The following is a 17,342-nucleotide window of genomic DNA, read 5'->3' on the forward strand; positions in this document are numbered from 1 at the left end:
ACATGGTGTCGAATCTCCTTCGTTTGCTCGGCGTCGCCGTCACAGCCGTCGCCGCCCTCTTGCTTTCACCGGTCCCCTATGCCGCAGCTCAGGGCTGTCCCGATGTCGAGGTGGTTTTCGCCCGCGGCACCGGTGAACCGCCCGGTGTCGGTGGGGTCGGCCAGGCGTTCGTCGATGCGGTGCGCACGCAGTCCGCGCCCCGGTCCGTGAACGTCTATCCGGTCAACTACGCCGCGAGCAGCGACTTCATGGGAGATCGCATCGCCTTCGCGAGGACCGTCGTCGACGGCATCCGCGATGCGGGTCTGCACATCGAGGCGACGGCGGCGAACTGCCCCGACACCCAGATCGTCCTCGGTGGCTTCTCCCAGGGCGCGGCCCTCGCCGGCTACGTGACCTCGGCCGAGATCCCACAGGAGGTGCCGGCCGAGTACCGCGAGTTCATCCCGAACCCGATGCCCTCGGAGGTCGCCGATCATGTCGCGTCCGTGGTCCTCATCGGTCTGCCGTCGCCGGAGTTCTTGGCCAGCGGAGGCGCACCGCCCATCACGATCGGTCCGTCGTACGTCGACAAGACCCTCAAGGTCTGTGCACCGGACGACACGATCTGCAACGGTCAACCGGCCGGTCCGCCGAGCTTCGCCCACGCGATGTACGGCGTGAATGGAAGCACCAACGACGCCGCGGCTTACACGGTGGCACGGCTCAGGCCGGCTCCCGCGGCTCCGGTCCCGGCACCAGGCGCGCTCCCGGCGCCGATGCCTATGTCGGCCCCGATGCAGTGATGGCCGCGAACAACTCGGCCATCTCGTCGGCCGGACCGCCGGGAACGGTGTAGCCGGCTTCATCGCGGATCTCGCCGAGGTGTTCGTGGACGTCCTCCACCGACAGCTCGGGACTGTAGAAGCCCTTCGTCCTGCCGACGAAGAAACGCGCCACATGGCCCGCACCGACGGTGTAGATCTCGCCTGACACCGGACACTCGCGGTGCGTCAGAAAGGCCGCCACCGGTGCGACGAGCGCGGGGTCGAGCTTCTGGAGGTATTGGCCGGCAAGCTCATCCAGGATCGCCTGTGCGGCGGCGTCGTCCTGCTGTGGTGCGGTGTCGACCGAGTGCTGCAGCATCCGGGTGTAGGCGATCGGAGCGATGGCGTTCACCTTGATGTCGCTGCCGGCGGCCTCGGCCGCGAGCACCCGGGTGAGGCCGACCAGACCGGTTTTCGCGGCGCCGTAGTTGCTCATCCGCTCGGCGCCGAGCAGTCCGGCCGCCGAGCACGTGTTGAGGATGCGGCCATACCCCTGCTCGCGCATCACCTTCCACGCCGGTCGCGTCAGATTGAACGCGCCCTTGAGATGCACGTCCACCAGCGGATCGAGGCGGTCCGGGGTGATGTCCTCGAACGGGGCGTCGCGCACGATGCCCGCGTTGTTGATGAGGATGTCGACCCGTCCCCACGCCTCGACGGCGGCGTCGATGATCGCCTGCCCACCCTCGGGCGAGGTGACGCTGTGGTGGTCGGCGATCGCTTCCGCGCCCAACGCGCGGATCTCGTCTGCGACGGTGTCGGCGGCCGTGCGGTCGGAGCCGTCACCGGTCACGGATCCGCCGATGTCATTGACGACGACGCGCGCGCCGCGCGAGGCGAGAAGCAGCGCGTACTCCCTTCCGAGACCGCCGCCCGCGCCGCTGATCACGGCGACCTGCCCGGCGAATCGCAGCTTCGGTGTCACCACGAGACCGGTAGCTCCTTCATGCCGTAGATGCCGGATTCACCCTTGAATTGCAATTCCTCCACGTCGACGGCCAAGCGCAAGCCGGGCACCCGGCGAGCCAGTGTGGAGAAGGCGATCTGCATCTCGACACGGGCCAGGTTCGCGCCGATGCACTGGTGCACGCCGTAGCCGAAACCCAAGTGCCCACGCGCGTTTCGGTCACCGTCCAGGATCTCGGGGTTGTCGACGAAGTTGGGGTCCCAGTTGCCGGCCGGCAGGTTCATCACGAGCCAATCGCCGGCGCGGATCTGCTGACCACCGAGGACGAGGTCTTCAGTGGCGATCCGGTCGACCTGGCTGTGGACGATCGCAAGGTAGCGCATCAATTCTTCGACAATCTTGGCGATGACGGATGGGTCGTCGGTGTGTCCGAGTAGCTCGAACATCGCCCGATGTTCCATCAGCGCAACGGTTCCCAGCGCGATCATGTTGGCTGTGGTCTCGTGACCGGCCTGCATCATGATGGCGCCGGTGACAGTGGCGGTTTCCGGACTGATGTCGCCGTTCACCACATGATCGGTGACGAGGCGGCCGAGCAGATCGTCGCCGGGTTCGGCCTTCCTACGCTCGACCAGTTCGGCGATATAGGCGAACATCTCCCCGAAGGCCTGCGCCTTTTCTTCGTCGGAGGTACGGCGGTCCAGTCCGACGGTCGTGTGGTGATGAAACAGTTCGAGGTCGTCACTGGGCACCCCGAGTAGGTGAGCGATGACTAGTGAGGGCACCGGTAGCGCGAAGGCGCTCACCAGGTCAGCGGGCGGCCCGGCGTCCAGCATCGCGTCGAGGTAGCTGTCGACGATCTCCTGGATCTGCCCGCGCATGGCGTCGACCCGCCGGAAGGTGAAGTCTCTGGTCAGCATTCGCCGGATCCGATGGTGTTCGGGGTCATCGACGCGCGCAAACATCACCGGGGTGTTGTTCTCGCTGTCCTTCGGCATCATCTCCGACGGAATCGTTTCGGCGGACAGCCGCGGATCGACGAGCGCGGCCCGGATGTCCTCGTACCGGCTCACCACCCACGTGGGCCGGCCCTGGTAGATCGCGCGCCGCAGACCGGGCTCGTCGCGCCACTGCGCGAACTCCGCGGGCGGGCGCAAGGGGCAGGTCGCCGAGCGCGCAGCGGGAATTGCGGGGAGATCGGATTCTGTGGCTGTGGAAGTGCTTGTCATCACCGGCGTTTCCGTTAAGTGTCAGTCATCTGACAATTAGCCCCGAGCGTAGAACCCGCAAGAGTGGCAGTCAACTGTCAGATAGACTGGTGCGATGACCGACGTCGCCGATCGGCCGCTGCGCGCCGATGCAGCGCGCAACGCGGAGCGCATCCTTCGCGCCGCACGCGACGTTTACGGCGAGATGGGTGCCGACGCGCCCGTGGAGGCCATCGCTCGCCGCGCGGGCGTCGGCGAACGGACGCTGTATCGGCGGTTTCCCACAAAGGGTGACTTGATCAACGCCGCACTGGACCAGAGCATCGCCGAGGACCTCACCCCGGCGATCGCGAAGGCCCTGGCCGACAAGGATCCGATGCGAGGCCTCGTCGCGCTCATCGAGGCGGCGATTTCGCTTGGCGCCCGCGAGCACCACATGCTCACCGCGGCGCGTCGGGCGGGTGCGCTGCGATCCGACGTCTCCGCCGAGCTGAACAATGCCCTCGCCGAGCTGGTCGCCCGCGGCCGGGACGCGGGGGTCCTCCGGGCCGACGTGGTCGCCGATGATCTGCCCCGCTTCATCGCGATGCTCTACGGCGTGCTGTCGACGATGGATTCCGACAGCGACGGCTGGCGGCGTTACGTTGCCCTGCTCATCGATTCGATATCCACGGGTGCGCGGCCGCGGCTCCTCCCGCGCGCAGTGCCGCTGCGCTTCGAGCCGGCGTCGACGAACTGGCTTTAGTGGATCAATGTCCGAACTGCTCGATGATGAGGACCTGCAACTCGCCGACCACACCGCCGAGGACGCCGCCCACGGTGATCATCAACGGCTCGTCGTCTTTGAAGATCGGTCGAAGGATCGACTCGTACTCTTCGTTGGTTAGCTGATTCATCTTCTCGACGATGGTGTTCTCGAGGTCGATGACGCTTGTCGCGTAGTCCTGTGCTTCGAGCAGCGTCTCGGGGAGACGTTCGAGCACGAGCTCGACCACCCGGTCCTTGAGCGCGCGATAGCGTTTTGTGCCGACGGCGAGCACAACGAGCGGGCCGGCGATACCGGTCTGCGCATCGATGGCGGCCTCGATCTCCTTGGCGGCCAGCGCGAACAACTTGTCCGAGCCGGGACCCTTGAGGATGCCGTCGAAGAGAATCTCCGGTGAGAACAGATCGTCGGCCAGGATCTTCGCGTAGTCGCGCGTGATCTTTTCGCGCTGGGCGTGCAGCATCCCCTGGAACGGGATGAACCCGAGGAACTTCTTCTCGTGCACCGGCCGGAACAGCATGTTGAGCGCGATGTAGTCGGACAGGAAGCCGACCGCGAAACCGAACGCGGGCATGATCCACGGGTTCTTGAACAGCGCCCACGCGATCATCTGCACCAGACCGATGGCAAGGCCGAAATAGATTCCGCTGCGCCGGACGAAGGCCATCGCGTCGTCACTGACACCGCGCATCAGCTTGACGAGTTTCTCTTTGTTGCGCACCAGCGTGGTGACGGCCAGGAACTGGAGATCGACGTAGCGGCTCAGGTCCGACTTCATCTCGTTGAGCATGTTCTCGGTGACCCGTGGCGCCTGTGCCTGAATCCGCTCTTGGATGGCTCGGCGCGCTTGCTCCGGCAAGGAGTCCCACAGACCGGGCCGAATCTGTTCGGCGAGGTCGCGAGTGATCTCGTCGATGGCCTGGACCAATGGGCCGCGTAAGGCCTCGACGGCCTCCGCGGCGTCGATGCGTTCCAGCAGCTCTTCAGGTTTGAGCAGATTCGTGGTGAGCAACTCGATGGTCTTGGATCCGACCTTGCCCGCCCGCCGCGGCACAATGCCCTGCCAGCCGATCGGGCCGATGCCCTTGAATTCGCGCGGGCGGTAGATCATCTCCAGCGCAACGATTTTGGTGCTCCAGCCGACAAAGGCGGCCACGAGTGGCATCGATAGGTAGATCAGCCAGTTGGCGCCGAAGTCACTCTTGATCTCGCTCCAGGACTGCATGGCGACAACGAGATCTGTCACGGGCCGCCCTGCTGCATGGTCGCCTCCCACAGTGACGTGCCGAGGTTCGACAGCGTCAAGGCGAACTTGTCCACCTTCGCGACCAAAGGGCCGCGGGAGGCGCTCTTGATCGCATCGAGCACCGCGGTCTCCGCCAGCAGTACCTCGTAGTCGTCCTTCAGGTCGGGATCTTCTGGACCGATTTCGACCAGCCCCAGCGACAGCAGGTGGCTGACGTATGTGGGCACCATCGCGGGCAGGGCGACATTGGCCGTGCGACCGATCAGCGAGGCGTTCTCGAGGACCGCCCGTCCCGGCACGGCGCGCCGGACCCAGTCGTGCACTGTCACCAATGGTGATGACGATCCGTCGGACAGCGCGCTGATGATGCGCGCTTCGTCGGCCACCAGTTGGTCGAGGATGTGGTGAAACAGCTCGACCTGGCTGCTGCGTGTGCTGTGGTCCAGGGCGCGGTCGAGCAGGTCCCGCATCTTCGAGCTCAGACCATCGGTTTTTGGTGCCTCGGCCGCGGTTGGCGCCGGGCGCTCGGGCGGGGGATCGGGCTTATCCGAGTCGTCGCCGAGCCAGCCCATCAGGTGTTCCTGGGTTCGTATCGACGTGCGAAGCCAGAACCGCGCAGCACCGGATGCGAGCCCGGCGACGCGGTCGAGCGGGTCCTGCGAGTTCCCCACGGCGCAACGGTAACGGCTCGACTGCGAGAATCGGCGAAAAGGGAGGCCGCGCGTGAACCAAGACACATACGACAAGGGCCGAGAGATCCGCGCCGCGGTCCTCGGCGAGGCGTACGTCGCGCAGGCGGCCGCCAATGCCGACGACTTCTCTGGACCCCTGCAGGATCTGGTGACCGAATACTGCTGGGGTGCGGTGTGGGGTCGCGACGGTCTGCCGCTCAAGACGCGCAGCATGCTGAACCTCGCGATGCTCGCGGTGCTCAATCGGCCCAACGAGTTGAAGACGCACGTCAAAGGTGCGCTCACCAACGGCGTCACGCGCGAGGAGATTCGGGAGATCCTCTTGCAGGTGGCGATCTACGGCGGAGTTCCCGCCGCCGTCGACAGCTTCCGCATCGCGCGGGCAGCATTCGACGAGATCGAGCAGGGCTAGGGGTTCGGTATGGACATCGGCTTCATCGGGCTGGGCAACATGGGGTTTCCGATCGCGTGCCGGCTGGTGGCGGCCGGACATCGCGTCGTCGTCTTCGACACCCGCGCAGCTGTTGTCGACGACGCGGTGGCGCGCGGAGCCCAAGCCGCGGCGTCGGCGGCCGACGTCGCCGACCGGGTGGCCACGGTCATGGCCAGCCTGCCGACACCGCAGGCGTCCGCCGCTGTTGCCGAGGCCGTGTCCGGCGGATCCGCCATCCGTCGCTTCATCGACTTCTCCACGGTGGGAAGTCAGACAGCGCAACGTAATAGCGAGCTACTGGCATCGCATGGGGTCGCCGCGTTGGAAAGCCCCGTCAGCGGAGGTGTGCACGGTGCCGAGGCGGGGACGCTCGCGGTGATGGTTTCCGGGCCGCGCGCCGATTTCGACGAATGCGCGCCCGCGTTCGACGCGATCGGGCGCACTACCTTCATCAGCCCGAAACCCGGTGCGGCGCAGACGATGAAGCTCGTCAACAATCTGATCGCGGCGTCATCACTTGCGGTCACCGCCGAAGCCATGGCGATGGGCGTCAAGGCCGGTCTGGATGCCCAGGTGATGATCGACGTGCTCAACGCGGGATCGGGCGGGACGCACGCGAGTCGCGACAAATTCCCGCGCGCGGTGCTGCCGCGCACGTTCGACTACGGTTTCGCGACCGGCCTGATGGTCAAGGACGTCCGGCTGTACCTCGACGAGGCCAGGGCGATGGGGCTGGACACCGCGCTGGCCGGCGCCATCGCTGCGCTGTGGGAAAGCACGCTGGCCGCGGAGGGACCCGACTCCGACTTCACCTCGATCGTCAAGCCGATCGAAGCCGCGGCAGGCGTCGTCATCGAGGCGCGCGAATCCTGAGTGGGGTGTAGCCACGCGGCGATGTTGCGGACGTAATCCTTGAACGCCACCAGCCGCGAGGGGTCCGCCTTGATCCCCCTGCCTTCGGGTTCGGTGACGAATGTCGGTGCACCGCAGCCGAGATCCCAGTTGTAGTCGGCGAAGTGGTGAAAGGTCGAGGCCGCCAGTGCGCGACCCATCGGCCTGCCGTCGTCGGTCCGTTCACCGTCCAGCGCGACGGCCAGGCTGAATTGCCGGCCCGACGCGGTGCTGCGGCCCAGTGCGATCACCGTCGCTGAGTCCACGCACGCCGACACCGCACCCTCATGGGGGTGGGCGGGGAACCACTCGATGCGGCCGCTATCGGTGCGGGAGGTGCGCAACAACTCGTGCACTGGCTCCGCCGCGAACACGGGTTGGTGGTCGCCGTTGGCGCCCGAGTGGTAGTTGGGCCACGAGATGGTCGGCGTGTCTTGGTCGTCTCGCATCCTGGCCGGATCGGGATTCTTCTCGTGGAAATGGTTGACATCGCCCAGAGTTCCGAGACCGATCAGGCAGCTGCCCAGATCCTGGTGGTCGCGGGCGGTGAGTACCCCGCCGCCGTTCTCGCGGAAGCGCACGATCGCTTGCGACTCGGCGCCGGTGAGACCGTCGCCGACATCGACGGCCATCAGCCAGAGCTGGTCGTAGTCGATTTCGTCGAGCCGGCTCAGGATCGGATCGTCTGCTCGGCTGAGCCGGTTGCGTGCAGTCACCTGGTGGCCCGCGGCACGCAGCTCGTCGGCCAGCAGCGAGAACCGGGTGATGTCCCAGTCGTCGGGGTGCTCGACGATCGTCGTCTGCAACAGGATGTTCGACATCAGAATCCCTTATCCCACTCAGGCTTTGGCGGCGGGCACGCGCCGGTCTCGGCGCGCGATCAGTTCGTCCTCTTCGACGAGGGTGAGCATCGGCTGCCCCGGAGTGCACAACATCGTGACGAGGAAGCGGACCTTGACGTCGTCACGGGCGTTGCCATCCGAGTAGTGGATGACGTCGCCGCCCGGCTCCCAGAACGTCTCACCGGCCCTTACGACGCGCGGCGCCTCACCCTCGAGCTCGAACAGCATCTCGCCCTCCAGCACGTAGCCGAACGCAGGCCCGCTGTGGCGGTGCGGCGGCGTTCCGGGGTCACCGGGAGGGAACTCGACGGCGACAGTCATCGCGTGCGAACCGGGGGCGACGTCGGGCGGCATGGCCTCCTGCAGGACGGTGACCGCGGTCTGCCACGCGTTGCTGCGTTGCTTCGGTGTGGTCATCTGCGGCTCCTTCGATTGCGTTTCGCGGGTACACCTTGAGGACCGGGCTCGGCCGGGATTTGTGACAAAGTCATTGCCCGGGCTATTCGACGAGCTTGCCGTCGGCGGAGACCTCGCGCATGAGCCCGGCGATCTCGGACGGGATCTCGGGGATGGCTTCGCGGGTCAGGTTTCCCGGGCCCGACCAGACGAAGTTCACCCGCAGCGACTCGTCGAGTTCTGGGTAGTCGGAGCGGTTGTGGCAGCCGCGGGACTCCCGGCGTTCGAGGGCAGCTTCGAGCGTGGCGCGCGCGGCCAGCAAGCTCGACTTGAGGTCGAAGGCGTGGGCCAGGTCCTGATATCCCGCGATGTCGGGATGGACCCCGAGCTGGGCGGCGTGCTCGTCGATGGCGTCGAGCTCGTGCAGGCCCGCGCGCAGCCCACCCTCTTCGCGCACCACACCGCAGTGTTCGGTCATGGTGTTGCGGACACCGCGCTGCAGGTACCTGACGGTCTCGCCGCCCTTGGCCGACAACAGTGCGTCGATCTCGTCCCTGGCGACCGAAACCGCGGCGGCAGAACGCTGTTGGGCCCCGAGTGCCGTTGAGTAGGCAGCGGCGTCGGTCCCGACGATGCGGCCGTAGACCAGCAGTTCGATCAGTGAGTTGCCGCCGAGGCGGTTGGCGCCGTGCAGTCCGCTGGACGCTTCGCCGATGGCGTAGAGACCCTGCACGTCGGTCGTGTGGTCCTCGGGCCGCACCCATACGCCGCCCATCGAGTAGTGCGCCGTCGGCGCGATCTCAATCGGGGTGGTGGTGATGTCGAGCAGCTGCAACTCCATCAGCGTGTGATAGACCCGCGGCAGACGCTCCATGATCTGTTCGCGCGGCAGATGCGAGACGTCGAGCCAGACACCGCCGCGTGGCGTCCCGCGGCCCTCCTTGATCTCGGTGTACGCGGCGAGCGCGACGCGATCGCGGGTGGACAACTCCATCCGCTCTGGGTCGTAACGCTTCATGAAGCGTTCGCCGAGACTGTTGAACAGGATGCCGCCCTCGCCGCGGGCGGCCTCGGAGACCAGCGTGCCCGCGGAGTCCTCCGGTTCGATGAGCCCCGACGGATGAAACTGGACGAGCTCCGGATCGCGGATCCGGCCGCCCGCCTCGACGGCGAGACGGAAAGAGTCCCCGGTGTTTTCGTCGCGCCGCGAGGAGGTGCGCCGCCAGATACGGGTGTGGCCGCCCGTGGCGAGGATGACCGCATCGGCGCGGATCACGTACCGCGTCCCGTCGCCCAGGTCGAAGCCGTACGCCCCGAAGATGACGTTGTCATGCACCAGCAGCCTGGTGATGTAAGCCGTGTCGAGGATCGGGATGTCCAGCTGCTCAGCACGTTTGACGAGGGTGCGCTGGATCTCCAGACCGGTGTAGTCGCCCGCGAACGCGGTGCGGCGGTACGTGTGTGCCCCGAAGAACCGCTGGGAGATCCTGCCGTCCTGTTCGCGGGCGAAGTGCATGCCATACCGTTCGAGGTCGCGGATGCCCTCGGCGGCGCCTTCCGTGACGACCTGGACGGTGTGCGGGTTGGCCAGCAGGTAGCTCTCTTTGAGCGTGTCGGCCGCATGCTGTGCGGGACTGTCTTGGGGATCCATCGTCGCCAGCGCGGCGTTGATGCCGCCTGCGGCGAGTGTCGTGTGGGGGTCGGACTTGGGGCGCTTACCGACCGCCAACACGTCGATTCCGCGTTCCGCCAGTTCGATTGCCGCTCGCAGACCTGACCCTCCGGTCCCGATGACGAGCACAGACGTGGCGATCTGCCGTTCGAAGGACTTCATGTCCCTATGACACCGCGGACCGCCGATATGTGACAGGGCTTGTCACGGATCACATGTCACGAACTAAGGGGCTGTCCGGTCCTTAGTTCCGACTGGATGGCTATCCGCGGCTGTGCAGCGCAAGGAGAAGGGGTTCAGCCATGAAGATCGTCGTTATCGGAGGAACGGGTTTGATCGGCTCCCAGGTCGTCAAGCTGCTGACGGACCACGGGCACCACGCGGTCGCGGCGTCACCCAACACCGGGGTGAACACCATCACCGGCGAAGGTCTGGCTGAGGCCCTGACCGACGCGTCGGCGGTCGTCGACGTATCGAACTCGCCGTCGCTGGAAGGTGATGCCGCGCTGGCGTTCTTCCAGAAGTCGACGGGCAACCTGCTCGCCGCAGAATCCGCCGCCGGCGTCGGCCATCACATCGCGCTGTCGGTGGTCGGTACCGACGAGATGGCCGAGGCGGGAAGCGGTTACATGGAGGCGAAGCGGGCGCAAGAGGAGCTCATCGCGAAGTCCGACGTCCCCTACTCGATCGTGCACGCGACGCAATTCTTTGAATTCCTCAAGGGCATCACCGACGCGGCCACCGAGGGCGACACCGTGCGGCTCGCACCGGTGTTCATCCGCCCGATGGCATCGGCGGACGTCGCCAAAGCCGTCGCGAAGGCGTCGGTCGGCGAGCCGAGCAACGCCGTGGAGGAGATCGGTGGCCCGGAGGAGTTCCAGCTCGACGAGCTGGTGCGTCGGACGCTTGGTTCGCGCAACGATCCGCGCACGGTCCTCGCGGATCCGAGCGCGCGCTACTTCGGTGCCGAACTCGGTGCGCACACTCTCACGCCGGGCGGCGATGCCACCCTGTACGACACCCGTCTGGCGGACTGGGCGGCTCGCGCCTAGTTGCGATCGTCGAGGACTTGGTGCCCGGCGTTGTATCCCGGGATGAACGTGATCCCGGGACCGCCGTGGCATCCCGCCCCGCCGAGGTAGAGCCCGTCGATCGGTACCGGCATATCGAGAAATCCCTTGGGCCCCGGCCGGTTCGGGCCCATCAGATCCGGATGCAGCAGGCCGTGGCAGAAGTCCCCCGACGGCGCGGCGAACATCGTCTGCATGTGGTAGGGCGCGAACGTGATGTGGCGGATCAGGATGTCGCGGAAGTTGGGGGCGTAACGCGAGATCTTGTCGATCACCTTCTCCGCCATCACGTTCTTGAGATGGCCGTGCTGGTCGCGGTTCGCTTCGACCGGGAACGCATACGCGTAGGCGCTGGCCGCGTGCTTACCGGGCGGCGCCATGCCGGCGTCGTGCACCGACGGGATCTGCATCCCCATCGACGGGTTTTCGGGAACGACGCCACGCCGGCACTCGTCCCACTGGCGTTGTTGTTCCTCGGGGGAGTTGAAGATCCCGATGGACCCCTGCATGCCGGGCTCGTTGAGGAACTCGTAGGGCGGTGCGAACTCGGGCAGCCCGTCGAGCGCGAAGTGGATCTGGACGAACGACGCCCGGTGGTCGCGTCCGGCCAGCCGCGTCACGAGGTCGGCGGGCAGGTGCTCGGCACCGACGAGGTCGACGAGCGTGTGGTCGGGGGACAGGTTCGAAATCACCACGGGTGCAGTGATCTCGGAGCCGTCGCGCAGACGCACACCAGTGACGCGGTCGCCGTCGACGAGGATCTTGTCGACCTTGGCCCGGTATCTGACCTCGCCGCCGTTGGATACGAACAGCTCGAGCAGATGGTCGCAGAGTGCGCCGATCCCGCCCTCCAGTTTCGTCATCATCGCGGTGGCGTCGTCGGGTACCGCGAGCGCGAACGCCAGACATGTTGCGCTGCCCGGGGTGTATGGCCCGCGGTAGGTGGAGTTGATGGCAAGGAAGGCCAGCATGCCGCGCATGACGGCGTGCTTCTGGCGGTCGGGGAGGAAGCGATCTATGGCGTCCATCGCGGTGCCGAACAGGACATCGTGGATGGCCTGCCGTTCGGCCTCGTTGGCCGCGCAGGCGTACATCTCGTCGATGGTCTTGGGTGGTGTCCGAACATCGAAGCGGCCCAGCGCCTTTGACGGACCCTGACTCCACCCGATCAGACCGGCCATTCCGGTGACGGCGTCGACGCCGTGCTTCTCGGTCAGGTGGGTCATGAACTGCATGGGGTCGCGATAGAAGATCATCGCCTCGTCGCCGTCGTCGCCCAAATTGACCGACATCACCTCGGAGTCGACGGTGTGCAGGGTGTCGAGGCCGAGCTCCTTGGCTATCTGCGGCGGCATGGGGAACTGCACCGAGCCGGCGATCTCGTAGCGGAACCCGTCGATGAGCTCGACGGTTGCCGCCATCCCACCGCTGTAGGTGTTCGCCTCCAGGCAGACGGTTCGCATGCCCGCCTGTTGTAGGAGCGCTGCGGCGGTGAGCCCGTTGTGGCCGGCACCGACAACTATTGCGTCGTAATCACTCATGCCCGGGATTATGTCAGTACTGACACAAAATATGTCAGTACTGACAAAAGTTTCTCGGGGTGGGATACGATCGCCGCGCTATGACTGCCTCGCCGAACCTGCATGAGCTGCGGCGACGGACCACGCGCGAGGCGCTGCGGCAGGCCGCTCTGGCGAGCTTCGCCAGCAAGGGTTTCTCGAATGTCTCGGTGGCCGAACTCGCCCGCGAGGCCGGTGTCACCGAGCGCACCTTTTTCCGGCACTTCCCCACCAAGGAAGCCGTGCTGTTTCAGGACTACGAGACGCAGGTCGAATGGCTGGCCGACGCGCTGGTGCGTCGGCCCGATTCGGAGTCGGTGTTCGACGCGGTACTGGCCGCGATCATGAGCTTCCCGCACGACATCGAGGTGGTGCGGCAGGCGGCGAGCGCCCGCACGGAGTTGATCACCGCCGACCGAATCGCCGCTCACCTGCGGGTGGTTCAAGCGTCGTTCGCCGGGGTCATCACGACCTTCGTCGCGCAGCGTTACGCGGACACGCCGGACATCGAACTGGTCGCGGAGGTGGCCGGTGCGACGATGGCGGCGGCGCTGGTGACCGCGGTGGAGAACTGGGGACGCGGCGGCTGCACCGGCGACCTGAATGAGATGACAACCACCTGTGTGAACCTCGTCAGGTCCGGCCTGGCTCCGCTGGCCTGAGCCCAATCCGGTTCAACCGCAAGGTTGTACGCGGACCGGCCTTACCCTGCCGCTCGGCAAGTCGGAACGTGATGTGCTGCATCGACGTCGCACTCGGCCGGTCCGCGTGTTCAATTTATCACATCATCTGTTCAGTTGGACAGATGAGCGTAGGGTCGGGTCATGGCCGAGTACACGCTTCCTGACCTGGATTACGACTACGGTGCGCTGGAGCCGCATATCTCCGGTCAGATCAACGAGATTCACCACGGCAAGCATCACGCCACCTATGTGAAGGGGCTCAACGACGCCATCGCCAAACTCGACGAGGCACGTGCCGACGGCGATCACGGCGCGATCTTCCTCAACGAGAAGAACCTCGCGTTCCACCTAGGCGGTCACGTCAACCACACGATCTGGTGGAAGAACCTGTCTCCCAACGGAGGTGACAAACCGACCGGGGATCTCGGCGACGCGATCGACGACCAGTTCGGGTCGTTCGACAAGTTCCGGGCACAGTTCACCGCCGCCGCCAACGGTCTGCAGGGTTCAGGCTGGGCCGTGCTGGGTTACGACACGCTCGGACAGCGTCTGCTCACGTTCCAGTTGTATGACCAGCAGGCGAACGTCCCGCTGGGCATCATCCCGCTGCTGCAGGTCGACATGTGGGAGCACGCGTACTACCTGCAGTACAAAAACGTGAAAGCCGATTACGTCAAAGCGTTTTGGAACGTAGTCAATTGGGCCGACGTCCAAGACCGGTTCGCCGCGGCGACCAGCAAGGCGCAGGGCCTGATCTTTTAGCGGAGGTCCTCACGGCAGGCGTAACCTGCAGATATGTGGTCGGCTGCGGTGGTCGTGGGTGGCATCTGTGCCGCCGTGATCGCCACCGCACCGGCCGCGCTCGCCGAACCCACGCCGGGATATCCGGCGACCGATGCCAATGGCGTCCCGACGAACAGGTCCGGTGGTCCCGCCCCGACGATGAACGGGATCACCTGCACGGGAGGCCATTACGGCGTGTGCTTCGCGATGGCGCAAAGTCAACAGCCGCGTAGGACACCGCGTGCCACCGTGGGCCACAGCCCAACGGTCAGAAACTAGCGCAACGAGCCGGGCGGCCAGTCGTAGCCGATCTCATCGCAGATCGGCGGAATTATGATCAGCGATCCGCGCGGGCTGCAGAACGGCATTCCCGGCGGCGGTTGCAGCGGGGCCGGGGGCGTGCCGACCGGAGCAGGCGGCGGCGAGGCCGGATGCGGTGAGCCCGACCAGGGGTACATGGTGTTGGTCGTGACGTCGACGATGCCCTCGGAGGTCCAATACCAGTCGTGCGGGACGTTCCAGTCCCACGTCAGCACTTGACCTCCCGGCGGCGGTGGCTGGCCGGGCAGCCAGTGGGTGCACGTCTGGCCCGGCGGACAGTTGCCGCCTTGGTAACTCGGGCCCTGGGTAGACGCGGTCGTTGCCAACCCCAATCCGGCCAGCGCCAGGCCGGCAGTCGCCACCGCGATCTTCGCGATTCGGTTGATCATCTTTCTCCTTCGTCGGGGCGCGCATGAGTCGCGTCGCCAGTGCGGCCAAGTACAGAGCCCGACGTTGGCTACCGAACCCAACAATGATGGCCCAGCAAGGGTCCGGCTGGGTGAATTCGGGGCGAACTGACCGGACTTCCGTCGCAGGTGGACGGCCGACGCTAGGCTCCCGGACGTGACGGTGAATCGTCGCAAAGTCTTAGGTGCGGCAGGCCTGGCGGGCGCCGGCGCCGCGACCGGCGTGGGCGTCGATCGCCTCATCTCCAGCGGCTCGGGCAATGTCCCTGACAAGGAAGCTCCACCACCCATGACTGTTTCTGACGACGCTGCGCGCTTCGGTGACCCCCGCATACCCGCCGAGACGATCACCTCGCAGTCGCACCTGTTCCGGCTCGGCGAGCAGCCGCGCAGCACCCATGACGGTGGCTGGTTCCAGCAGGCCAACGAGGACAACTTTCCGATCCTCAAGGGGCAGGAAGCCAGCCTGCTGATGCTGACGTTGGAGCCGGGCGGCATCCGCGAGCCGCACTGGCATCCCAGCGCGTGGGAACTGAACATCGTCACCCGCGGGGTGGCGACGTGGGTGGTCATCGACGGAAACGGCAACCACGAAAGTTTCGAACAACAGGTCAACGACCTGGTTTTCGCGCCTCAGGGGTCATTCCATTATTTCGAGAACCGCGGCACCGACGACTTGACGATCATCATCATCCAGAACACCAGTGCGCCCGAGGACAAGGACAACATCGGCATCGGCGAGTCGCTCAGCAGGCTGCCACCGCGGGTGCTCTCGGCCGTATTCGGCGTTCCCGCAGAGACTTTCAGTTCGTTCAAGAAGATCGACAACTCGATCGTCATCCTGCGCTCGCCCTAATAGGACTGGCCGTCGGCGTACCGCTGCCGGCGGAAGTGGCGCCCCTTGCCCCGGTTTCGGCTCTTGTACGTCGCGAGCTGCGAGTCGCAGTTCGGGCAGATCAGCCGTAGGTTGTCCCGCTGATTGTTGGTTGGGTCGCCGTCGATGTGGTCCATCACGAGTGCGAGCGGTAGATCCAGCCAGATGCTTGGTGCTCGACATATCGCACAACATCGCGACTGGGCGTCGGCGATGTACTCCCGGATGTAATGGCCTTGGTGGCCGTCGATTCGCGCCTGGCCAGATTGGAGCCAGAGTTCCGTACTGGCCTTGCGTCGGAACGCCTGCTGACAAGCGTTACCGCAATAGACCTTCTGGCTACGCTTAGTGAGTTCCAAACCACAACCGCGGCACTGCCTCATGGTCGAAAACTACGACGGACCACCGACAAGCCTTTGCGGCCGGAAAATGGAGCCCCCTATCGGGATCGAACCGATGGCCTACGCTTTACAAGAGCGCCGCTCTACCGCTGAGCTAAGGAGGCGTAGCCCTAGTTTATCGGGTCGCGTGTACGGGGAACTACCTGCGGTGTGAGTGTCAAAGACGATCTGCTCAGCGACTTCAAATATGTGTATCCCGGGCTGTCCCGGCAGGAGGTCGAGCGGTTGTTGACTCTCCTCGACCAGAGCGCCAGTACCGAGGCCAGCATGGGCCTCTCCATCGCCACCGCGCTCAAGCCGCTTGTGCCCGAGGTGGCTGGGCGCATCGAGTCCTACAGCGCGAGTGACGTCGACGAGTACGTGCGCATGCTGCGTGGCGCGGCCGTCCTGCTGCTGCAGGAGTGGCGGCCGGAAGGCGAACCGCCGGAACCCGAGGGCGTCGCGAACCTCGTTGGGGCCCTAGAAGCGGAGAGCTGACGTCATTCGTCGGCCTCGATGATCCGTTGCGACGTCACCGTCCGCGACGCCTCCGCCCTGGAGCGCGCCCTGGGCCGTCGACCCGGCAGCGGAATCCGGTCGGCGATATTGCTCAGCGGATTGACCACTTGGCTCAGGGTGATGACCGCGTCGTGCAGGGCATCGATCGTCGGCGCCAGTGCCTCGAGCCCAGGTGCCAGCCGGTTGAGCGTGTCCGCGACCGTTGCCAGTTTGAGTAGCGGTCCGTTCTCGTCGGTCAGGGTGTCGAGCAGACCACCCTCGGCCAGCAGCTTGTCGGCCACGCCGTCCTCGCGCAGCACCCGCTCGATCAGGCCGTCGTTGGCCAGCAGCTGATCGGCTAGCCCACCAGGGGCGATGACCCGCGATATCGCGCCGTCGTCGGTGGTCATGCGGTCCAGCAGTCCACCTTCGGCGGTCACCTGATCGACGATCCCGCCCGGCTCCAGCGCCCGCGCGACGGCGCCGTTCTCCTCGGTCAGCCGGTCCAGTAGCCCACCCTCGGCGGTCACCTTGTCAATCACCCCACCGGGGCGCAGCAACCGGTCGAGCGGGCCGTTGGGCGCCAGCGCCCGGCCCAGCGGCGCGTCGTCATCCATGAGCCTGGCCAGGCGGTTCGCGCGCTCGACGGCATCGTCGAGGCCCAGCATGTGGGCGAACGATGCCGACCCGCCGGCCTCCGTACCGGTTTCACCGATGGTCCGCTGCGCAATGCCGAGCGCGCCGCCAGCCATCGAAAGTCCTGTCTCCGCCATTGCCAGCCCGACCCGCACCGGCGCCGTGGCCAGGTCGGTTACGGCTTTGCCCAGGTTCATTTCCCCAGTCTATGGAGCGCGCAAGCATAAACTCACAGGAAGCTCACAGCTATCGAGCAGGATCATGACAAGGCG

Annotated in this window: 20 protein-coding genes, 1 tRNA gene and 1 pseudogene; 9 read left to right on the plus strand and 13 right to left on the minus strand. The window is 65.9% G+C overall.

What is annotated here, in order from left to right; translation table 11 throughout:
* Positions 1-2 precede the first annotated feature (2 nt).
* Positions 3-785, plus strand: a complete 783-nt coding sequence (locus tag ACIA48_RS21420; protein WP_396736020.1) for a cutinase family protein — start codon at positions 3-5, stop codon at positions 783-785.
* On the opposite strand, the gene ACIA48_RS21425 is transcribed toward ACIA48_RS21420, so the two are convergent.
* Both ACIA48_RS21425 and ACIA48_RS21430 read right to left on the minus strand, forming a co-directional pair.
* Positions 763-1,731, minus strand: a complete 969-nt coding sequence (locus ACIA48_RS21425) for an SDR family NAD(P)-dependent oxidoreductase (RefSeq protein WP_396736840.1) — start codon at positions 1,729-1,731, stop codon at positions 763-765. The two genes, ACIA48_RS21420 and ACIA48_RS21425, sit on opposite strands and share 23 nt — an antisense overlap.
* The gene (locus ACIA48_RS21430; RefSeq protein ID WP_396736023.1) at positions 1,728-2,942 is read right to left on the minus strand and encodes a cytochrome P450; all 1,215 of its coding nucleotides are present in this window, start codon (positions 2,940-2,942) and stop codon (positions 1,728-1,730) included. The genes ACIA48_RS21425 and ACIA48_RS21430 overlap by 4 nt, the downstream gene beginning before the upstream one ends.
* 94 nt (positions 2,943-3,036) lie before the next feature.
* Between ACIA48_RS21430 and ACIA48_RS21435 the strand changes: the two genes are divergently transcribed.
* Entirely contained in the window at positions 3,037-3,666 is a 630-nt protein-coding gene (locus ACIA48_RS21435; RefSeq protein ID WP_396736026.1) for a TetR/AcrR family transcriptional regulator, read from the plus strand.
* Between the two features lie 4 nt (positions 3,667-3,670).
* On the opposite strand, the gene ACIA48_RS21440 is transcribed toward ACIA48_RS21435, so the two are convergent.
* Positions 3,671-4,912: a DUF445 domain-containing protein gene (locus ACIA48_RS21440; RefSeq protein ID WP_396736843.1), complete on the minus strand. Its 1,242-nt coding sequence runs from the start codon at positions 4,910-4,912 to the stop codon at positions 3,671-3,673.
* Between the two features lie 17 nt (positions 4,913-4,929).
* Complete coding sequence (locus ACIA48_RS21445) at positions 4,930-5,604, minus strand: Abi-alpha family protein (RefSeq protein ID WP_396736029.1); 675 nt, start codon at positions 5,602-5,604, stop codon at positions 4,930-4,932.
* Positions 5,605-5,656: 52 nt separating this feature from the next.
* On the opposite strand from ACIA48_RS21445, the gene ACIA48_RS21450 reads away from it, so the two are divergent.
* Positions 5,657-6,037: a carboxymuconolactone decarboxylase family protein gene (locus tag ACIA48_RS21450; protein ID WP_396736031.1), complete on the plus strand. Its 381-nt coding sequence runs from the start codon at positions 5,657-5,659 to the stop codon at positions 6,035-6,037.
* 9 nt (positions 6,038-6,046) lie between these two features.
* On the plus strand, positions 6,047-6,931 hold the full coding sequence (locus ACIA48_RS21455) for an NAD(P)-dependent oxidoreductase (RefSeq protein ID WP_396736034.1): 885 nt from the start codon (positions 6,047-6,049) through the stop codon (positions 6,929-6,931).
* 2 nt (positions 6,932-6,933) lie between these two features.
* Here the strand turns inward: ACIA48_RS21455 and ACIA48_RS21460 are convergent.
* The 3 genes and pseudogenes from ACIA48_RS21460 to ACIA48_RS21470 all read right to left on the minus strand — a co-directional run.
* Positions 6,934-7,770: pseudogene (locus tag ACIA48_RS21460) on the minus strand (hypothetical protein); the annotation flags it as partial.
* Between the two features lie 18 nt (positions 7,771-7,788).
* Positions 7,789-8,208 (minus strand): cupin domain-containing protein, encoded by a 420-nt coding sequence (locus ACIA48_RS21465; protein ID WP_396736037.1) that lies wholly within the window; start codon positions 8,206-8,208, stop codon positions 7,789-7,791.
* A gap of 82 nt (positions 8,209-8,290) precedes the next feature.
* On the minus strand, positions 8,291-10,021 hold the full coding sequence (locus ACIA48_RS21470; protein ID WP_396736040.1) for an L-aspartate oxidase: 1,731 nt from the start codon (positions 10,019-10,021) through the stop codon (positions 8,291-8,293).
* A gap of 140 nt (positions 10,022-10,161) precedes the next feature.
* Between ACIA48_RS21470 and ACIA48_RS21475 the strand changes: the two genes are divergently transcribed.
* Complete coding sequence (locus ACIA48_RS21475) at positions 10,162-10,911, plus strand: SDR family oxidoreductase (RefSeq protein ID WP_396736042.1); 750 nt, start codon at positions 10,162-10,164, stop codon at positions 10,909-10,911.
* Here ACIA48_RS21475 and ACIA48_RS21480 read toward each other — a convergent pair.
* Entirely contained in the window at positions 10,908-12,470 is a 1,563-nt protein-coding gene (locus tag ACIA48_RS21480; protein WP_396736045.1) for a phytoene desaturase family protein, read from the minus strand. The two genes, ACIA48_RS21475 and ACIA48_RS21480, sit on opposite strands and share 4 nt — an antisense overlap.
* A gap of 80 nt (positions 12,471-12,550) precedes the next feature.
* On the opposite strand from ACIA48_RS21480, the gene ACIA48_RS21485 reads away from it, so the two are divergent.
* On the plus strand, positions 12,551-13,150 hold the full coding sequence (locus tag ACIA48_RS21485; protein WP_396736048.1) for a TetR/AcrR family transcriptional regulator: 600 nt from the start codon (positions 12,551-12,553) through the stop codon (positions 13,148-13,150).
* A 162-nt stretch (positions 13,151-13,312) separates the two neighbouring features.
* Positions 13,313-13,933 carry a superoxide dismutase gene (locus ACIA48_RS21490; RefSeq protein ID WP_396736051.1) on the plus strand — a complete coding sequence of 207 codons (621 nt, stop codon included), beginning with the start codon at positions 13,313-13,315 and terminating at the stop codon, positions 13,931-13,933.
* On the opposite strand, the gene ACIA48_RS21495 is transcribed toward ACIA48_RS21490, so the two are convergent.
* Both ACIA48_RS21495 and ACIA48_RS21500 read right to left on the minus strand, forming a co-directional pair.
* A complete protein-coding gene (locus ACIA48_RS21495; protein ID WP_396736054.1) occupies positions 13,930-14,133 on the minus strand; it encodes a hypothetical protein in 204 nt (67 codons plus the stop codon). The genes ACIA48_RS21490 and ACIA48_RS21495 overlap by 4 nt on opposite strands.
* Positions 14,134-14,229: 96 nt before the next feature.
* Positions 14,230-14,664, minus strand: coding sequence for a hypothetical protein (locus ACIA48_RS21500; RefSeq protein ID WP_396736056.1), 435 nt, complete (start codon positions 14,662-14,664; stop codon positions 14,230-14,232).
* Positions 14,665-14,839: 175 nt separating this feature from the next.
* Here ACIA48_RS21500 and ACIA48_RS21505 point away from each other — a divergent pair, with 175 nt between their 5' ends.
* On the plus strand, positions 14,840-15,538 hold the full coding sequence (locus tag ACIA48_RS21505) for a cupin domain-containing protein (protein ID WP_396736059.1): 699 nt from the start codon (positions 14,840-14,842) through the stop codon (positions 15,536-15,538).
* Here the strand turns inward: ACIA48_RS21505 and ACIA48_RS21510 are convergent.
* Complete coding sequence (locus ACIA48_RS21510; protein ID WP_396736062.1) at positions 15,535-15,939, minus strand: HNH endonuclease; 405 nt, start codon at positions 15,937-15,939, stop codon at positions 15,535-15,537. The two genes, ACIA48_RS21505 and ACIA48_RS21510, sit on opposite strands and share 4 nt — an antisense overlap.
* A 47-nt stretch (positions 15,940-15,986) precedes the next feature.
* Positions 15,987-16,061, minus strand: a tRNA-Thr gene (locus ACIA48_RS21515).
* Between the two features lie 46 nt (positions 16,062-16,107).
* Between ACIA48_RS21515 and ACIA48_RS21520 the strand changes: the two genes are divergently transcribed.
* The gene (locus ACIA48_RS21520) at positions 16,108-16,434 is read left to right on the plus strand and encodes a hypothetical protein (protein WP_396736064.1); all 327 of its coding nucleotides are present in this window, start codon (positions 16,108-16,110) and stop codon (positions 16,432-16,434) included.
* A gap of 2 nt (positions 16,435-16,436) precedes the next feature.
* Here ACIA48_RS21520 and ACIA48_RS21525 read toward each other — a convergent pair whose 3' ends face one another.
* Complete coding sequence (locus ACIA48_RS21525; RefSeq protein ID WP_396736067.1) at positions 16,437-17,267, minus strand: hypothetical protein; 831 nt, start codon at positions 17,265-17,267, stop codon at positions 16,437-16,439.
* Positions 17,268-17,342: the final 75 nt, after the last annotated feature.

Origin of the sequence: Mycobacterium sp. NPDC051804, assembly GCF_044452905.1 — a bacterium.
Classification (GTDB): Bacteria; Actinomycetota; Actinomycetes; order Mycobacteriales; family Mycobacteriaceae; genus Mycobacterium.